At 36.0% G+C, this 16,912-nt stretch carries 18 protein-coding genes; all 18 read right to left on the reverse strand.

What is annotated here, in order from left to right; all coding sequences use genetic code 11:
• Window positions 1-8: 8 nt before the first annotated feature.
• The 18 genes from ATE47_RS14330 to ATE47_RS14415 all read right to left on the reverse strand — a co-directional run bounded on the left by ATE47_RS14330 (window position 9) and on the right by ATE47_RS14415 (window position 16,559).
• The gene (locus ATE47_RS14330; RefSeq protein ID WP_062162594.1) at window positions 9-695 is read right to left on the reverse strand and encodes an SMUG2 DNA glycosylase family protein; all 687 of its coding nucleotides are present in this window, start codon (window positions 693-695) and stop codon (window positions 9-11) included.
• 12 nt (window positions 696-707) lie between these two features.
• Entirely contained in the window at window positions 708-1,244 is a 537-nt protein-coding gene (locus ATE47_RS14335; protein WP_062162595.1) for an SMI1/KNR4 family protein, read from the reverse strand.
• A gap of 65 nt (window positions 1,245-1,309) precedes the next feature.
• Window positions 1,310-3,805 (reverse strand): phenylacetic acid degradation bifunctional protein PaaZ, encoded by a 2,496-nt coding sequence (gene paaZ / locus ATE47_RS14340; protein WP_062162596.1) that lies wholly within the window; start codon window positions 3,803-3,805, stop codon window positions 1,310-1,312.
• Window positions 3,806-3,874: 69 nt separating this feature from the next.
• The gene (locus ATE47_RS14345; protein ID WP_062162597.1) at window positions 3,875-4,453 is read right to left on the reverse strand and encodes a transposase; all 579 of its coding nucleotides are present in this window, start codon (window positions 4,451-4,453) and stop codon (window positions 3,875-3,877) included.
• 76 nt (window positions 4,454-4,529) lie between these two features.
• Window positions 4,530-5,123: an acyltransferase gene (locus ATE47_RS14350; protein ID WP_062162598.1), complete on the reverse strand. Its 594-nt coding sequence runs from the start codon at window positions 5,121-5,123 to the stop codon at window positions 4,530-4,532.
• A 136-nt stretch (window positions 5,124-5,259) separates the two neighbouring features.
• Entirely contained in the window at window positions 5,260-6,468 is a 1,209-nt protein-coding gene (gene pcaF, locus ATE47_RS14355) for a 3-oxoadipyl-CoA thiolase (protein WP_062162599.1), read from the reverse strand.
• An 82-nt stretch (window positions 6,469-6,550) separates the two neighbouring features.
• Window positions 6,551-6,964 carry a PaaI family thioesterase gene (locus ATE47_RS14360; RefSeq protein ID WP_062162600.1) on the reverse strand — a complete coding sequence of 138 codons (414 nt, stop codon included), beginning with the start codon at window positions 6,962-6,964 and terminating at the stop codon, window positions 6,551-6,553.
• A 2-nt stretch (window positions 6,965-6,966) separates the two neighbouring features.
• Window positions 6,967-7,281 carry a hypothetical protein gene (locus tag ATE47_RS14365; RefSeq protein ID WP_062162601.1) on the reverse strand — a complete coding sequence of 105 codons (315 nt, stop codon included), beginning with the start codon at window positions 7,279-7,281 and terminating at the stop codon, window positions 6,967-6,969.
• Window positions 7,282-7,382: 101 nt separating this feature from the next.
• Window positions 7,383-8,516 carry a 3-hydroxyacyl-CoA dehydrogenase NAD-binding domain-containing protein gene (locus ATE47_RS14370; protein WP_062162602.1) on the reverse strand — a complete coding sequence of 378 codons (1,134 nt, stop codon included), beginning with the start codon at window positions 8,514-8,516 and terminating at the stop codon, window positions 7,383-7,385.
• A gap of 83 nt (window positions 8,517-8,599) precedes the next feature.
• On the reverse strand, window positions 8,600-9,400 hold the full coding sequence (locus ATE47_RS14375) for an enoyl-CoA hydratase/isomerase family protein (protein ID WP_062162603.1): 801 nt from the start codon (window positions 9,398-9,400) through the stop codon (window positions 8,600-8,602).
• A 160-nt stretch (window positions 9,401-9,560) separates the two neighbouring features.
• Entirely contained in the window at window positions 9,561-10,025 is a 465-nt protein-coding gene (gene paaD / locus ATE47_RS14380) for a 1,2-phenylacetyl-CoA epoxidase subunit PaaD (RefSeq protein WP_062162604.1), read from the reverse strand.
• A 178-nt stretch (window positions 10,026-10,203) separates the two neighbouring features.
• Window positions 10,204-10,953, reverse strand: coding sequence for a 1,2-phenylacetyl-CoA epoxidase subunit PaaC (paaC, locus tag ATE47_RS14385; RefSeq protein WP_062162605.1), 750 nt, complete (start codon window positions 10,951-10,953; stop codon window positions 10,204-10,206).
• A gap of 87 nt (window positions 10,954-11,040) precedes the next feature.
• Window positions 11,041-11,322 (reverse strand): 1,2-phenylacetyl-CoA epoxidase subunit PaaB, encoded by a 282-nt coding sequence (gene paaB, locus ATE47_RS14390; protein ID WP_034712733.1) that lies wholly within the window; start codon window positions 11,320-11,322, stop codon window positions 11,041-11,043.
• 50 nt (window positions 11,323-11,372) lie between these two features.
• Window positions 11,373-12,317, reverse strand: a complete 945-nt coding sequence (locus ATE47_RS14395) for a hypothetical protein (protein WP_062162606.1) — start codon at window positions 12,315-12,317, stop codon at window positions 11,373-11,375.
• Window positions 12,318-12,327: 10 nt separating this feature from the next.
• Window positions 12,328-13,266, reverse strand: coding sequence for a 1,2-phenylacetyl-CoA epoxidase subunit PaaA (gene paaA, locus ATE47_RS14400; protein ID WP_062162607.1), 939 nt, complete (start codon window positions 13,264-13,266; stop codon window positions 12,328-12,330).
• 82 nt (window positions 13,267-13,348) lie between these two features.
• Window positions 13,349-14,434: a 2Fe-2S iron-sulfur cluster-binding protein gene (locus tag ATE47_RS14405; RefSeq protein ID WP_062162608.1), complete on the reverse strand. Its 1,086-nt coding sequence runs from the start codon at window positions 14,432-14,434 to the stop codon at window positions 13,349-13,351.
• On the reverse strand, window positions 14,431-15,750 hold the full coding sequence (locus ATE47_RS14410; protein WP_062162609.1) for a phenylacetate--CoA ligase family protein: 1,320 nt from the start codon (window positions 15,748-15,750) through the stop codon (window positions 14,431-14,433). The genes ATE47_RS14405 and ATE47_RS14410 overlap by 4 nt, the downstream gene beginning before the upstream one ends.
• 233 nt (window positions 15,751-15,983) lie before the next feature.
• Window positions 15,984-16,559, reverse strand: a complete 576-nt coding sequence (locus ATE47_RS14415; RefSeq protein WP_062162610.1) for a TetR/AcrR family transcriptional regulator — start codon at window positions 16,557-16,559, stop codon at window positions 15,984-15,986.
• Window positions 16,560-16,912 lie beyond the last annotated feature (353 nt).

Consider the following 16,912-nt stretch of genomic DNA (forward strand, 5'->3'; position numbering starts at 1 on the left):
AGAGGATTTTATTTTTTAAGCTCAAGAATATATTTGTTGATGTAAAGTTCTTTTTCCTTCGATTTGTATTGTTGAATATACCTCGGATGCTCCAGAACCGTCATTTTATCGAAAAGTTTTGCTTCTCGATTTAATTTTGAAATAAAATCAGCATTCTTTTTTCCCAAAATAAAAACTTCCGAAATATCGAGATGTAAGCTGAGGTGCTTTTTTAATGAATCAATCATAAAATCTTTTACGTCATTAAAAAGCTCTTTATCATCATAATAATTGGCATTGATCCAGCTTCCTTTAGATTTTCTGACAATAGTCAAAGGAAACGGCGAATTGATATAAATATCTCTGTAAAACTCTTCTACACCACCATATTCAGCGATCATGTCATACATAAAAACGGAAGAAACTTCATGAGTATACGTTGATTTCATTGTAATTCCACAAACGCTTTCCAGGCGTTTTGTGTCGGTGAAAGGAACTCCTGTAACGCCCGCTCCGTGGCGGCTTGGATTGATTCCGATCAAAAACTTCCTCTTATTGGAATCATTGTAAAACTTTTGATAAAATTGTTGCATCACTTCCATTGTTTCCGGATTATCCAGATATGGATTCAACACCTGAAAGTCATCGGGAAGATTTCCGCTGTATTTTAAATTCCGGTTAAAATCAACAACTTGTTCTGCAAAGGTTTTATTCATGTTAATCATACATTATTCAACATCAAATTCTTCTTCATTTTTTAAGCCTTTAATAAATGTTTCAAAATCTTTTGCCAGAAAAGTCTTTTTATAATCGCTTTCCTGATCAACGTGCACAACCTCCGGTTCACCATCTTTCCCACATTTTGAATAATCCAGCAAAATCATATCATGACCGGCAGACGGGCAATCACCTACATACACTCCATCGTTTGGATATCCCCATTCCTCGATCATAAACTTACTTCCCAATTCTCCGCAGATCGAGTACGTTTTATTCCTTCCAATTCCCATAATTCCGGTAATAGCTACGTGATCTTCCGCCCAGGAAGTACTTTCTGTTGTCGGAAAGCAAGATTTTTCCACCAATCCTCCATTCTGAATCCTCATCAGTTCGATGTATGACGCAGGAAGCTTGTAACCGAGCTCTTTCTCAACAGAAGCTATCATTTCATCATCCGGAAATTCTTCGATATAATCTCTCTCCGAATAGCTGCTTTCATTCCAGAAATCTGTAAAATCAAAGTCTTTGAAAAATTTTAATTCCATATTTAATTTTGATTAAAAAAAGGAGCCCTGTAAAAAAGCTCCTTAAAATTATTATTTATTTTGAATTAAATCAATCCAAACTGCTCAAAATGATGGGTAAAATGTTTTTTATGCATCAGTTCCCACATTTCTTTGTTTAATTTTCCGAACACGAAATTCATGTGCTCAGCTTGCGGATTTTCTTTATAATAAATGGAGAATCTCTTTAAATTATCCATGAAAGACTGTTTTGCAGCTTCCAAATTTTTATGTCTTAATTCCAAAAGCTTCTCATCTTCAGCTAAGAATGGTGCAGGGAAATCTTTCGGCATTTTTCTGTGATTGTATAAAGAATCCTGCCATTTTTCCAACTGCTCTTCCGGTGTAAAGCATTTATCTGCTTCCGGTTCGCCTAAACTCACCAAAACTCCGTGCTCCAAATGTTCAATCATCTGTTGAGGAGACATTTTGCCCCAACTTGGCTGGGTGTTTTCAGTTAAGCCATTTAAAGTTTTTTGAATATTTTTTAAGTTTAAATCGATGAAGGGAGATTTTTTCGCAACCAATGTTAAAATAGTCGCTACACAAACTATCTCATCTCTCTGATTCACAACCTCAACAAGCCACTTTACAACTCCGGAAGGAATATTTCTTCCCTTTACCCCACGGTTGATTTTTTCTTTTGCCGTCAAGTAAACCGTCATCGTATCTCCCGCATAAACAGGTTTGAAGAAAGAACAGTTTTCCAGTCCGTAATTTGCAATAACAGGTCCTTTTTTACCTGAAACGAACAATCCCGCCGCCGCAGAAAGGATAAAATATCCGTGAGCAACGGTTTTATCGAAGATCGTTCCTGTTAAGCTCGTTGCATCTGTGTGTGCGTAGAAATGATCCCACGAAACATTGGAGAAATTAACGATATCAGCATCGGTAACCGTTCTGCCCGCTGTTTCCAACGAATCTCCAACTTCAACGTCTTCAAAATATTTCTGAAAAGGGTGTTTATCTGCAAATTTTTTCTCCGCTCCCTGCTGATATACTTTGGTAATTGCCGTCAATGTATCCGGAGTACCCTGAATTGCTGTTTTCTGAAGGAAGAAATGAAGACCGCTTAATCCGCCCATTTCCTCGCCCCCACCAGCTCTTCCGGGACCACCATGCATCAAAGTCGGAAGCGGCGAACCGTGACCTGTACTTTCTTTTGCATTATCTCTGTTTAACACGAAAATTCTACCGTGTTGAGAAGCCATTTTCCATGAAGTTTCCGCCACGAAGTTGTCGTCATAAGAAACAATTGAACCTACTAAACTTCCTTTTCCTCTTTTTGCTAAGGCTGCAGCTTCTTCCGCATCTTTGTAAGGCATTAACGTAGAAACCGGCCCGAAAGCCTCGACATCATGAGAGATATTTTTCTCAAAAGGTTTATCATTTAAGAATAATTTCGGACTCATAAATGCTCCGTTTTCATAGCTTGCATCTACAAGCTCGTGTTTCCCGTCATAAACAAGTTCGTTTTCAGTTTTTAAAATATCAATTTTTCTTACCACTTCATCGTATTGCTGTCTTCCTACCAAAGAGCCCATTCTGGTTTCCCTGCTTAAAGGACTTCCGATTTTAGTCTGATCCAACGCTTTAGATAAAGCATTCTGAACGTCTCCAACTAAATTTTCCGGAACAATAATTCTTCTGATCGCCGTACATTTTTGTCCGGCCTTCGTGGTCATTTCGTTACGAACTTCTTTGATGAACAGATTAAATTCCGGAGTTCCTGGTTTAGCGTCCAATCCAAGAATTGAGCAGTTCAGAGAATCGGCTTCCATATTGAAACGAACAGCATTTCCGGCCACAGAAGGTAAAGATTTTAATTTTCTACCTGTCGTTGCAGAACCCGTAAATAATACAGAATCTCCATCCTGAACATAATCCAGAATATTTCCCGGCTCACCACAAACCAATTGAACGGCTCCTTCCGGAAGAATCCCACTTTCGATCATATCCTGGAAAACAGCATTCGTAAGATAAGAACCAAACGGAGATGGCTTCACGATTGAAGGAACGCCCGCCAACAATGAAGTTGACAGTTTTTCCAACATTCCCCAGACAGGGAAATTATAAGCATTAATCTGAATTGAAACCCCTTCACTCGGCGTTAAAATGTGAGTTCCCAGGAAAGTTCCATTAGCAGAGATTTTCTGAGTATCTCCATCTACCCAAAACGGAGTATTTGGGAGCATTCTCTTCGCCAATCCGGAATAGGTGAAAAACGTACCGAAACCTCCTTCGATATCTACCCAGGAATCAACATGAGTTGCCCCGGTTTTATATGATAATTCATAATATTTTTTCTTTCTTTCCAACAGGTAAAGCGCCACCTTTTTCAACATTTCTCCACGATCATAGAAAGTCATTGAAGAAAGATTTTTGTAACCGACTGTTCTGCCATAATCTAGAGCCTGTTCAAAATTCAGCCCTTCTGTATCAGAAACAGCAACCTTTTCTCCCGTTACAGCATTGAATAAAGGAATCCCGTTTCCGGTACCTTCAATCCATTCGCCGTGGATATAGTTTTTTAGTTTGTTCATATAGTTTTTTATTTTTATTCAAGGAAACCTAACGGGTTTTAAAAACCCGTTAGGTTTGATTATTAACAATTATTCTAAATTTAAAAAATCATATTCAACATTAGATTGATGATAATTCTTAAAAACATCTAACGAATCAAAATATTGCATGATCTCCATTCTATTCAATTTACTTTCTTTCTCAAGATTTAAATATGAATTATATGAAGAATGCTTCCATTGATCAACCTTATTTACAAATCCGTGATTAATTGGATTATTATGGATGTAATGCAAAACTTTCAGTAAATATTTCTCATCTGATATTTTCTTTCGCTTTACAGCGTTAAGAAAAAGAGCTCCTTTTCTATTATACTTTTTATTAAATGCCTTAGCATAAGAATTCAGAAAATTACCAAAGTTCTTCATTAAAAACTGATGTTCGTCTTCAACATTTATACCTTCAATATTTTTAAATCTTAATAGTAAATGAAAATGATTCGGCAACAGACAATACGCATAAATATCTGCAATTTGGATAATATATTTATCTAACTGTTTCAGAAAAAATTGATAGTTTGTCTCTTCACGAAAAATAAATTCTTTTCCATTTACATGAGAAAAAACGTGATAAACAGATTCAAACTCAAAACTTTCTGTATTAATCATTTTTAATTTTTAATTGAACTAATCTTTTTAAACCTAACGGGTTTTAAAAACCCGTTAGGTTTGACTTCGATCAGAATTATTTCACATCATCCCAAATGCTGTAATCAACAATTTTGGTAGGCGTTTGCTGAACATATTCTGTAAAAGGCTCGCAAGGCAGAATCGCGTCTTTCCCTTCTCTTGCCAGTTCCTGATACAATTTTGTGCCTTCTGTTTTCCATTTAATCATTTCATCAGAAACATCACGGATGATTTTTGCAGGACTTCCAACAATTAATTTTCTTGCATCACATTTGAAATTCGCAGGAACAAAAGCCAATGCACCAATGATGCATTCATCTCCGATAATGGCTTTATCCATTACGACAGCATTCATTCCAACAAGACAATTCTTTCCGATGTGTCCGGAATGGATGATTGCACCGTGCCCAATGTGTGCAGATTCTTCCAAAACAGTTTCAATCCCCGGAAAAACGTGAAGTGTACAGTTTTCCTGAACATTCGCACCGTCTTTGATGATAATTTTACCCCAGTCACCACGGATTACCGCGTTTGGACCGATATAAACTTCTTCACCAATTTCCACATTTCCGATAATCACCGCTTGTGGGTGAACGTAAGCGGAAGATTTTATGATGGGACGAATTCCGTGATATGAGTAAATGTTCATAAAATTTTTGTTGAAAATTTAATTTAACAATGTATCAATCTAACAGTTTATCAATGAGATTCTTCACTTTGTTCAGAATGACAGATCGTAAATTGTTACATTGATACATTTCTATATTGTTACATTATTGAAAAAGTTATACTTTTTCAATTACCATTGCATAACCTTGTCCAACACCGATACAAAGAGTACACAAGGCATATTTTTTATTTTGTTTTTGAAGTTCTAAAGCAGCAGAACCGATAATTCTGGCACCGGAAACTCCAAGTGGGTGACCGATCGCGATGGCTCCTCCGTTTGGATTTACTCTTGAATCGTCATCTTTTAAACCTAAGCTTCTGGTTACTGCTAAAGATTGAGCGGCAAAAGCTTCATTCAATTCGATAACATCCATGTCGTCTAGTGAAAGATTCAATCTTTTCAATAATTTCTGAGTTGCTTCAACTGGTCCGATTCCCATGATTCTTGGCTCAACACCAGCAACAGAAGATCCTAAAATCTTAGCTTTTGGTTTCAACCCGTATTTTTTAACCGCTTCTTCACTTGCTAAAATAAGAGCTGCGGCTCCGTCATTCATTCCTGAAGCATTTCCGGCAGTTACCGTTCCGCCTTCTTTTCTGAAAGCCGGACGAAGTTTTCCAAGACCTTCCATTGAAGAAGTTGGTTTAATGAATTCATCTTTATCGAAAATTTTTGGATCGCCTTTCTTTTGTGGAATTTCAACTTTTACAATTTCTTCTGCCAATCTTCCGCTTTCCTGAGCTTTTGTGGCTTTTTGTTGTGACCAAAGAGCAAATTTATCCTGATCTTCTCTGCTGATGTTGTGCATATCGGCTAAGTTTTCAGCAGTGTCTCCCATTCCGTCAACACCGTACATTTCTTTCATTTTTGGATTAATAAATCTCCATCCGAAAGTAGTGTCAAACATCTGGCTGTCTCTCCCAAAAGCTGTACTTGGTTTTGACATTACATAAGGTGAACGCGTCATATGCTCCACTCCACCTGCGATGTAAATTTCACCTTCACCAGAAGCAATTGAACGGAAAGCATTCGCCACCGCCGACATTCCAGAAGCACACAGTCTGTTTACTGTTTCACCTCCGATTTTGTACGGAAGTCCAGCTAATAAAAGTCCCATTCTGGCTACGTTTCTGTTATCTTCTCCCGCTTGATTTGCGCATCCGAAAATAACATCCTCAATTTCCTCAACAGGAACTTCAGGGTTTCTTGCAACAATGTCTTTTAGAACGATTGCCGCCAAATCATCGGCTCTCACTTCTGATAAACCTCCCTGTAATTTTGAAATAGGAGTTCTGATGTAATCTATGATATATACGTTGTTCATTTTTATTAGATTTTAGATACTAGATTTCAGATTTCAGACAAACACGAATCTGTTATCTGACATCTGATGTCTTTTATCTTTTTTATAATTCTATTACTTTTTTTCCTATTTTATAAACTGTCCCGACAAATTTCGCAACTAACTCTTCGTTTTGATTGGTAATTTTAATGTCGTAAACAGCGGTTTTCCTGGTGTCATTTACCAAAACACTTTCTGCTCTGAAAATATCGCCTTCTCTTCCGGCTTTGGTAAAATTGATGATACAGTTCAGGGCAACAGCCGCATCTCCGGTGTTGTTGGACGAAAATGCCAATGCAGAATCTGCAAAAGCAAATGTGACGCCTCCGTGAACGGTTTTTAACCCATTAATCATGTCCTTTTTGATGGGCATTTCCAGTAAACAATAATTTTCTTTAACCTCGATTATTTTGATATTCATCCATTGGGAAAAATAATCCTGATCGAACATATAATCTGCAACTTGTCTTGGATTCATTTCTAATTTACGCTTGTTATTTCTTCATATAATTCGTCAACCAATTTGTCATAAATACTCATGGTTTTACCAAGAATTATTTGCTCGTATGAAAGATTTTCTGAATTTGACGGATTTTCAGTTGGATAAGGAGCATTTACATCAATCCCATTTTCATTCGCTAATCTTTTGATCAGCTCTTTATATTTTTCATTAAATTTTCCTAATAATTCAAGCTTTTCCTGATAATCATTTATCGAAGAAAGCTCCTGAATGATGTATTCTTTTTCAATGAGAAGCCTTGTTTCTAATTCGGCCCGGAATCCGTCTATATCCATTTTTTAATCTAATAATTTAACAATGTAGCAGTTTACCAATGAGATTCTTCGCTTTGCTCAGAATGACAGTGCGATTACTACATTCTTAGATTGGTATATTGTTACATTTTACGCAGTAATGAGCTTTGTCTGTATCTTTCTTCCTGATATTCTTCGTAAAGATACTGTAGGGTTTCGGAGATTTTTGCATAACCGATTTCTTTTCCCCAAGCCAATAATCCTTTTGGATAATTAACTCCTTTTTGCATTGCTAATTCAATATCTTCATCGTTCGCAACGCCTAATCTTTTCGCTTCCACGGCTTCATTGATTAACATTGAAATAATTCTTAAAAATATTTGTTGATAAAGAGCATCGTCTTTTTGAGCAACAGGTTTTTCTGCACCTTCAGTGTAATCGTAGAAGCCTTTTCCGGTTTTTCTGCCGTGAAGTTTGGCTTCCGACATTCTTTGTTGTAATAAAGATGGTTTATATTTTGGGTCGTAGAAATAATCTTTGTAAACGGTTGTTGTTACAGAGAAATTTACATCAACACCAATTAAATCCATTAATTCAAAAGGCCCCATTTTGAAGTTTCCGATTGTTTTCATGGCTTCATCCACCTGTTCCGGAGTAGCGATATTCTCTTCAACAATTCTCAAGGCTTCACCGTAGTAAGGACGGGCAATTCTGTTCACAATAAATCCAGGAATATCCTTAGCAATCACAGGCATTTTGCCCCAATCTTTCATGAGATTGTAGATTTTTTCCGCTAAAGATTTTTCTGTAAGTAAAGATGGAATGACCTCAACCAAAGGCATCAAAGGAGCCGGATTGAAGAAGTGAATTCCGATGAAACGCTCCGGTTTTTGTAATTCCGCACCGAGAGAGGTGATTGAAATTGAGGATGTATTAGAACCAATCACACAGCTTTCTGAAACATGCTTTTCTAACTCCGTGAAAACTTTGGTTTTAATTTCTTTATTTTCGATAATGGCTTCGATGATTAATTCGCAATCTTTGAAGTCCTTCAATTCGGTAGCGATGGAAATATTAGCTAGAATTTCAGTCATTTTTTCTGCCGAAATTTTTTGTTTATCAACCAATTTAGTTAATGTTTTTTCCAAACCTACCGTTGCCGTTTCTACTTGTTTTGCATTCGCGTCATAGACCCAAACTTTGCATCCGTTTGTTGCGGCTACTTGTGCGATGCCAATTCCCATAGTTCCGGCACCGATAATTCCTACATTTTTCATTTTTTATAGATGTTAGAATCCAGAAGTTAGAAGTTAGACTTTCGCATGCTAATTTCTAACCTCTAATTTCTAATTTCTATAATTTATTTTCCTTTATAATTAGGTTTTCTTTTTTGTAAAAAGGCTTGTACACCTTCTTTAAAATCTTCTGTTTCAGCTGCTGCCTGTTGCAAATCACCTTCTAATTCCAGTTGCTCTTTCAACGTATTATTGTAAGAAGCTGCGAATGCTTTTTTAGTTAATTTAATCGCTGCAGTCGGCATATTTGCCATTTTTTCAAGGATTTCCATTGATTTTGGTGCGAATTCTTCCTCAGTGAAAACTTCAGCCACCAACCCGTAAGATTTTGCTTCTTCCGCAGATAATCTTTTTCCTGTAAATGCTAAGTAATTTGCCAATTGTCTCCCCAATAATTTTGGTAAGAAATACGTTCCACCCGTATCAGGAATCAATCCAATGTTTGAAAACGCCTGAGCAAAATATGATTTGTCAACTGCCAAAACAAAGTCAGAAATCAAAGCCAACATCGCACCAGCTCCTACTGCAGGGCCATTTACCAATGCTACAACCGGTTTTTTGCAATGTGTAATTTCTGTAACCAGAGGATTGTAATAATCTACTACAATTTTTCTGATAATATCGTTGTCATGATGCTCATTGCCTTGCACAAAAGCATCATCCAGGTTCTGACCAGAGCAAAAGGCTCTTCCTCTCCCTGAAATGGCAACACATCTTACTGTTTCGTCATCGCTGCATTCTTTAATAAAATCTTTTAGATCTGATAAAGAAGGCTTTGTAAGCGCGTTCATTGTGTCTGGCTGATTGAGGTAAGCAATTTTAAGTTTTCCGTCAAAATGCGTTTCAATATCGAGTTGTGTGTACATAATTTTCTAATTTAAAGATTAAATTATTTAAAAATTCAAAGATTTAACAATGTCCTAATATAGTCATAATGTGACAATTTATCAGTCTAACAATGTAACAATTGTAATGTCATGCTGAACATATTGGTAAACTGTTATATTTTATATTACTACATTAATTTTAGTGACATTTAAAATAATCAAAAGGCTCTAAACAGTCTAAACACTGATATGAAGCCTTACACAAAGTAGACCCGAATCTACTGATCTGCTTTGAGTTCATAGAACCACAACGCGGGCATTTTTTCGGTTTCCCGATGTAGTGTTCGTCGGCTCCTTTTTCGGGAGGTGAGATTCCGTAGACACGAAGTTTTTCTCTCGCTTCATCTGTCAACCAATCTGTTGTCCAAATCGGAAACATTTTAGTGACCACTTTCGCGTCCCAACCGTTTTCCTTCATGATCTTGATGATGTCTTCCTCAATAGTAAACATAGCGGGACAGGCAGAATAAGTCGGAGTAATGGTTACTTCACAAGAATTCTCGCTCGTAACTTTTGCTTCTCTTACAATGCCTAATTCCACGATATTGATTACCGGGATTTCGGGATCGGGAACGAGTTCTAATATTTCTAAAGGATTTTTCAATCTTTTTTACTTTGATTTTTTTAACGCAAAGTGCGCAAAGTTTTTTTTGACTACTAAACGTTTTTAAGTTCACAAAGGCGTTTCACTTAGCAAAGTCAACTAAGAATAAGTAAACTGATATATTTTACACGTTATTTGTAAACCTAACAGGTTTTAAAAACCTGTTAGGTTTCTATCTCTACCATGTGCACCCCGGATACGCTCTCTGCATATATTGCAATTCACAAAGGATAAATCCGAAATATTCTGTGTGATATCCTGTTCTGGATTTTGGCTGCATGAAATGATCTGTCGGATATTCCAACCCAAAATCGGCGAAATCTTTTTCTGTGATTGAGATAAACTGGTTGTATAATTCATCCACATTCGGAGTGATATTTAAAGCAATTAAATCATCTTCCCCTTCCACTTTTGCAAATAAACCTTTTGTATATTCCCAGATATTTTCGATGGCTTTTTCTAAACGCATTTTACTTTCTTCTGTTCCCTGAGCGAAAATTTTCATCCAGGAAGCAGCGTGAGTGTAATGATATCTCACTTCTTTCAAAGATTTCTGAGCAATGGCAGAAAGTTCTTCGTCAGCAGAATTTGACAATGCTTCATACATTAATTTCTGATAGACAGAGAAAGTATACACTTTAAGAATCGTCTGTGCATAATCTTCATTCGGAAGCTCGGTTAAATGTGCATTCAGATATTCATGTTCGTATCTTAAAAATGCCAAATCATCTTCACTTTTACCGTTATCGGCAACTCTTGAGGCGTAAACATAGAAGTTATTGGCCTGTCCAAGTTCATCCAAAGCGATGTTTGTCAATGCAATATCTTCCTCTAAATAAGGACCTTCACCGCACCACGCAGACAAACGCTGTCCCATAATGAAACTGTCGTCCGCTAGTTTTAATAAATAATTATATAATGGGTTCATTGTTTAGTAGATTTCAGATTTCAGACATTAGATTTCAGATTGACAATAAGTCTGGTATCTGATATCACATCTTAAAATCTTTATTAATTACATATTTTTTACATCGTTAGGAATATCGTAGAACGTCGGGTGACGGTACAATTTGTCATCAGCAGGATCAAAGAAAGCTTCTTTATCCACTCCTTCTGAAGTCACAATATATTTACTTGGAACCACCCAAACTGAAGTTCCTTCCTTTCTTCTTGTATAAACGTCTCTTGCGTTCTGCAAAGCCATTTCTGCTGTTGGCGCCTGTACAATTCCAACGTGTTTGTGAGATAATCCCGGTTTAGTCTGAATAAACACTTCCCACATATCTAATTGACTCATTTCTTTATGTTATAAATTTAAATGATTTAAAAATTCTTTATTTAAATATATTATACTTCACTCCTATTTTTAATGACTTGAAGTATATTATTCTGTATATCTTTCATTATCCATTCTCCCCAAAGCCCAGCATAAAAATTAAATGTTGTGTTGAGTGAAAAATTTGAATATAAAATCAAATCATATTCATTTTCTGATATTTTTTTAAGTACATATGTTCCGTTAAGCATATCAAAATATTCACCTCCAATTAAAATATGTTCATCTAAAGTCGTTGATGGAATATCATAAGTATTTGCTTTTATTTCAAAGCTCATTTTATTAAAATCCGAATAATCAGTAACCGTTTCGTTGAAGATTAAACCTTTTTCGAAAACAGCTTTTCTAAATCCACCTATTTCATTCTTATCTAAAACAGCTTCTACAGGCATCGGAAAACCTAAAAACTTTGTTAGCTTTGAATGCTCTTCATTAGATCCAATCCTTTTTACGGAAGTTACATTTTCCCAAATTTTCTCTTTGGTTGAATGAATTCTAATGCTTGTAAAAGTTTTAAACACCTGTTTTTGAGTTTTTATTGATTTCTCAATTGGTGCAATTAAAAAAGGCAATAATATTACAAGTGAAATATTCAATCTATCTCTTTTTCTAGATTTTATATAGCCTCCAAACAAGCCTCCTAATGATGAAAACAATAAAAACAAAGGTGTTATCATTATCCAGCAAGCCCATCCTTCAATTTGAAATGCTATTGTGACTGCTACAAAAAAACAAACTCCTACCCAAGGAAAAAAAATTCTATACGTATAGCTAGGTTTATCTTTCTCTTTTGACAAATAAATCATCAAAGCCCCTAACACAAAAGGAACAGTAATGAAAAAATTCAGAGACATGACACTGGAAAAATTTTCAAAAATATTTGCTCCAAATAACACTCTGATAAATGTTACTACAATTACAGGTATAAAAATAATTTTAAAATAATCCCAGTTCATAGAATCTAAATTACTTAGTCGCTTCTTGTTGTTTCTCTGCAAAAGCAGCCGCCGCTTCTTTTACCCATGAATTTTCTCTTTGAGCTTTTCTCTTCGTTTCGATACGTTTCTTATTACAAGGTCCGTTTCCTTTTAGAATTGTCATGAATTCATCCCAGGGAAGTTCTCCGAAATCGTAATGCTGTCTTTCCTCATTCCATTTTAAATCTTTATCAGGAATGGTTAATCCCAAGAATTCCGCCTGAGGAACAGTAACGTCAATAAATCTCTGACGAAGACTGTCGTTACTTTCTCTTTTTACTCTGTAATTCATAGAGATTTTTGAGTTTGGCGAACTGTCATCATTTGGGCCAAACATCATTAAAGCCGGCCACCAGAAACGATCTAACGAAGCCTGAGCCATTTCTTTCTGCTGTTTTGTACCACGGCAAAGTGCCATTAAAATCTCGTAACCCTGTCTTTGGTGAAAAGATTCTTCTTTACAGATTTTCACCATCGCTCTTGAATAAGGACCATAAGAATTTCCCATCAACATAACCTGATTCATAATCGCTGCACCATCAACCAACCAACCGATTGCGCCGATATCCGCCCAACTCAATGTCGGATAGTTGAAAATACTTGAATATTTTGCTTTTCCTTCCAACATATCTTCATAAGTGGCGTCTCTGTCAGCTCTGATGGTTCCGTTTCCTAGAGTTTCTGTTGCAGAATATAAATATAAACCGTGACCAGCTTCATCCTGAACTTTGGCCAAAAGAGCCATTTTTCGTCTCAATGAAGGTGCTCTGGAGATCCAGTTGGCTTCCGGCAACATTCCGACAATCTCAGAATGTGCGTGCTGTGAAATCTGACGAACCAATAGTTTTCTGTAATCATCGGGCATTACATCTTTTGGTTCTACTTTATTTTCGTCGTGTACGTATTGTACAAATTTTTCTAAATCCATAATTTTTCCAATTTAACAATGTATCAGTCTAACAATGTACCAATGATTGTTACACTGGTAAACTATTACATTGTTATATTAATTAAACATCATAATTAAGCATCACCACATTCGTTGTCGGGTGACATTGACACGTTAGAACGTAACCTCTGGCCACTTCATCTTCGGTAAGCGCGTAGTTTTTCTCCATGAAAACTTCTCCTTCCAAAACCTCGGCTTTACACGTACAACAAACTCCTCCTTTGCACGCAAAAGGTACGGGAAGATTGTCTTTCAATGCTTTATCTAAGATACTCTCTTTTTTGGAATTAAGGTGGAACGAATATTCATCGTCATCAATGATTACTGTCACCATACTTTCGATATTGGCAATTGCCTTGAATTCATCACTCATTTCCTCAGAATTTTCTTCGTCAGGAGCGGTGAAATATTCAAATAAAACCTGAATGGCAGGTACTTTTTTATCCTTCTTTAGATAATCTGCAATCCCTTTAATCATCTCCGAAGGTCCGCAGATGAAATATGTTGCTTCTTTAACATCGATTTCAGCATATCTTTCAAATAAAAGCTCTAATTTTTCAGGAGAAATTCTTCCTTCAAAAATCGGATCTTCATGCTGTTCGCGGCTTACTAAATAAACAACTTTCAGTCTTCCGTTAAAAGTTTCAACCAATTTATCGATCTCTGCCTTTTTCATCACATGATTCATGCTTCTGTTGCTGTAGAACAGATAAGCGTTTGAATTCGGTTCTTGGTAAAGGCTTTCTTTAATATTTGACAATACCGGAGAAATTCCGCTTCCTGCCGCCAGACCGATGTAAGTTTTCACATTAGTTGGGTGATAAGTGGTGTTAAAACCACCCATTGGAGGCATTACTTCAAGCATTTCATCCATGTGAAGATGTTCGTTGAAATAACCGGAAACTTTTCCGTTTTCCAGCAGCTTCACCAATACTTCTAGCGTGTTGCTTTTTTCACTCGGAGCATTGCAGATAGAATAAGAACGTCTCTCTTCGTTTCCGTCGATCATCATTCGGAAATTAAGATACTGCCCCTGCTTGAACCTGAATTTATCCTTCAGTTCCTCAGGAATTTCAACGGCTACATTCACTGCATCGTTAGTATCTTTCTGAACCTTTACGGTTTTTAATTTATAAAATGAATTCATTTTGTTTTTAGTATTCTATTAATTTTTCCACCTTCGCACTTAGGCAAACTGTCCTGAGCATGAATTTTCACTTTCGTGGTGATTCCTACCCGTTTTTTTATTTCGTTTTCTATACTTTTTCCAAAGTTTCCGACAAAAATAGCATAATCGTCGGTATTTATTTCAATTTGTTTGGCTTTTACAAACTCATCATCAATTTCCAGATCAATATCCAACGCAACACACATCTGTTCTTTTTCAATCGGTGTTAAATAATAATTTGGAACGACTCCTTCCACATGAGAAAATGCTTCTTCAATCTGACTTGGATACACATTCACCCCTCTTACAATCAGCATATCATCGGCTCTTCCAAGAATCGGTTTCATTTTAACCATGGTTCTTTTTGAGTTTTTGTCATAGTAAAGACTCGTTATATCGTTCGTCCAATACCGTAAAAGTGGCATTGCTTTTTTCGTTAAAGTCGTAATCACCAAAACGCCTTCTTCCCCGAAAGGAACCGGTTGTTTTGTAATCGGATCTAAAATTTCAGGATAAAAATGATCTTCCCAAATGTAAGCTCCACCTTTTTCCTCAAAATCTTCCATCGAAACTCCGGGTCCGATAATTTCACTTAACCCATAAATATTGGTTGCATGAACGCCTAGTTTTTCTTCAATATGATGTCTGATAATCTCCGTCCAAGGTTCTGAGCCTAAAACGGCATATTTTAAACTGATTTCGTCTGCCGAGATTCCTCTTTTCGCAAATTCATCAGCGATTGTTAAAGCGTAAGAAGGTGAACAGCAGATTACTTCAGGCTTAAAATCTATAATTAAATCAACCTGTCTCGTTGTCATTCCGCCCGAAATCGGGAGAACGCTCATTCCTAATTTTTCAGCTCCGTAATGAAGTCCAAGTCCGCCTGTGAAAATTCCGTATCCATAAGCGTTGTGTAACTGCATTCCCGGTTTTGCTCCTGCTGCATTCAATGATCTTGCTACTACTTCGCTGAATAAATCAACGTCTTCTTTCGTATATCCTACAACCGTTGGTTTTCCTGTTGTTCCGCTTGAACAGTGAATTCTCTGCAGTTCATTTTTCGGAACAGTAAATAATCCGAACGGATAATTGTCTCTTAAATCCTGTTTGTACGTAATCGGTAGTTTTGAAATATCTTCAATTGACCTTATTTCTCCAGTTGATATTCCTAATTCATCAAATTTTCCTTTATAAAAATCCGACTTCTCCTTAAGATAACCCACCAAATTCACCAGTCTCTCGGACTGGAGCTTTCTCAATTCATTAAGACTTAGATATTCAACATCAAACTTCATTACTAACTAACATTTGTTAGGTGTAAATTTAAAAAGAATTTTCTTCATGGCAAAATTTTTATGATTTTTGTCAGATTTTGAATTAATTGAGGTTTAGATTAAGGCAAATCTTGCGTTTAAGTTGTCATTCTGAACGAAACGAAGTGTATTGAAGAATCTCTAATAATAAAGTTGAGATTCTTCCTTTCGTCAGAAGGACAAATGGTGCTTAAAGGAAGGTAAAAAAATGATCATTACTTCTGATTTCCGAGAAGTCCGTAAAGTATCTTATCCCTAATTTCATCAGTAATTTCAGTAGTGGATTCAATATTTCTTTTGAACCAGAAATAAGAATTATTTAAAGTATGAAGAATAAATCTTGTCGTAAAAGTCGGTGATCTTAATTCCCAGTTTTCGGCTTTATAAATTTCAGAAATCAATTCCTCAACTTCCTGTTGATATTTTTTTCTTAATTCTACAAATTCGGGAAGCCTTTCCTCCAAATGTTTCCATTCATTGGAATAAATATGAGTAACATCGCGGTTTTTAAGAACAATTGATAAATGTTTATCAATAAATAAATTTAATTTTTCTCTTGGAGGAATATCAGTGTTTTTCACCTCCTGAAGCTCATCAAAAAATTCCTGAGCAATACCAAAGCATATCCATTCCAGAATTTCTTCCTTGGAACGGATGTGTGCATATAATGAAGCTGCTTTAATATTAAGCTTTGTCGCCAAATCTCTTACAGAACTTCCTATATAACCTTTCTCCTTGAAAAGTTCTACAGCAACGTCTAATATTTTCCTTTGTTTTTCTTTAAGTTCCATGTGAGACGCAAAAGTAATTATTTTGATTTTAATATTTGATTTTGTAAGAATTATTTTAACACAAGGTTCGCAAAGATTTATTTAAAGTAATTTCATATATTTTTGTTAGCAAAGGCGTTTCACTCAGCCAAGAATGTTTTGTTTGTCATTGACTGCGTTGAATCCTTTAAAGAGAGAATCTCCTTTAGCCGAAACTCACATTTTTAACCACCCCGTCAAATTCGTTGAATTTTCGCCACCCCTCCAAGGGAGGGGAATTTTTTACTCCGCTTGATTTATAGATCCTGTGACGACTTTTCCATTCTTTTAAATAAAATTTTTAATTATCGGAAATTTTGTCAAGTTAATTTTGA

The sequence above is a fragment of the Chryseobacterium sp. IHB B 17019 genome, from assembly GCF_001456155.1.
In the GTDB taxonomy this organism is placed as follows: Bacteria; Bacteroidota; Bacteroidia; order Flavobacteriales; family Weeksellaceae; genus Chryseobacterium.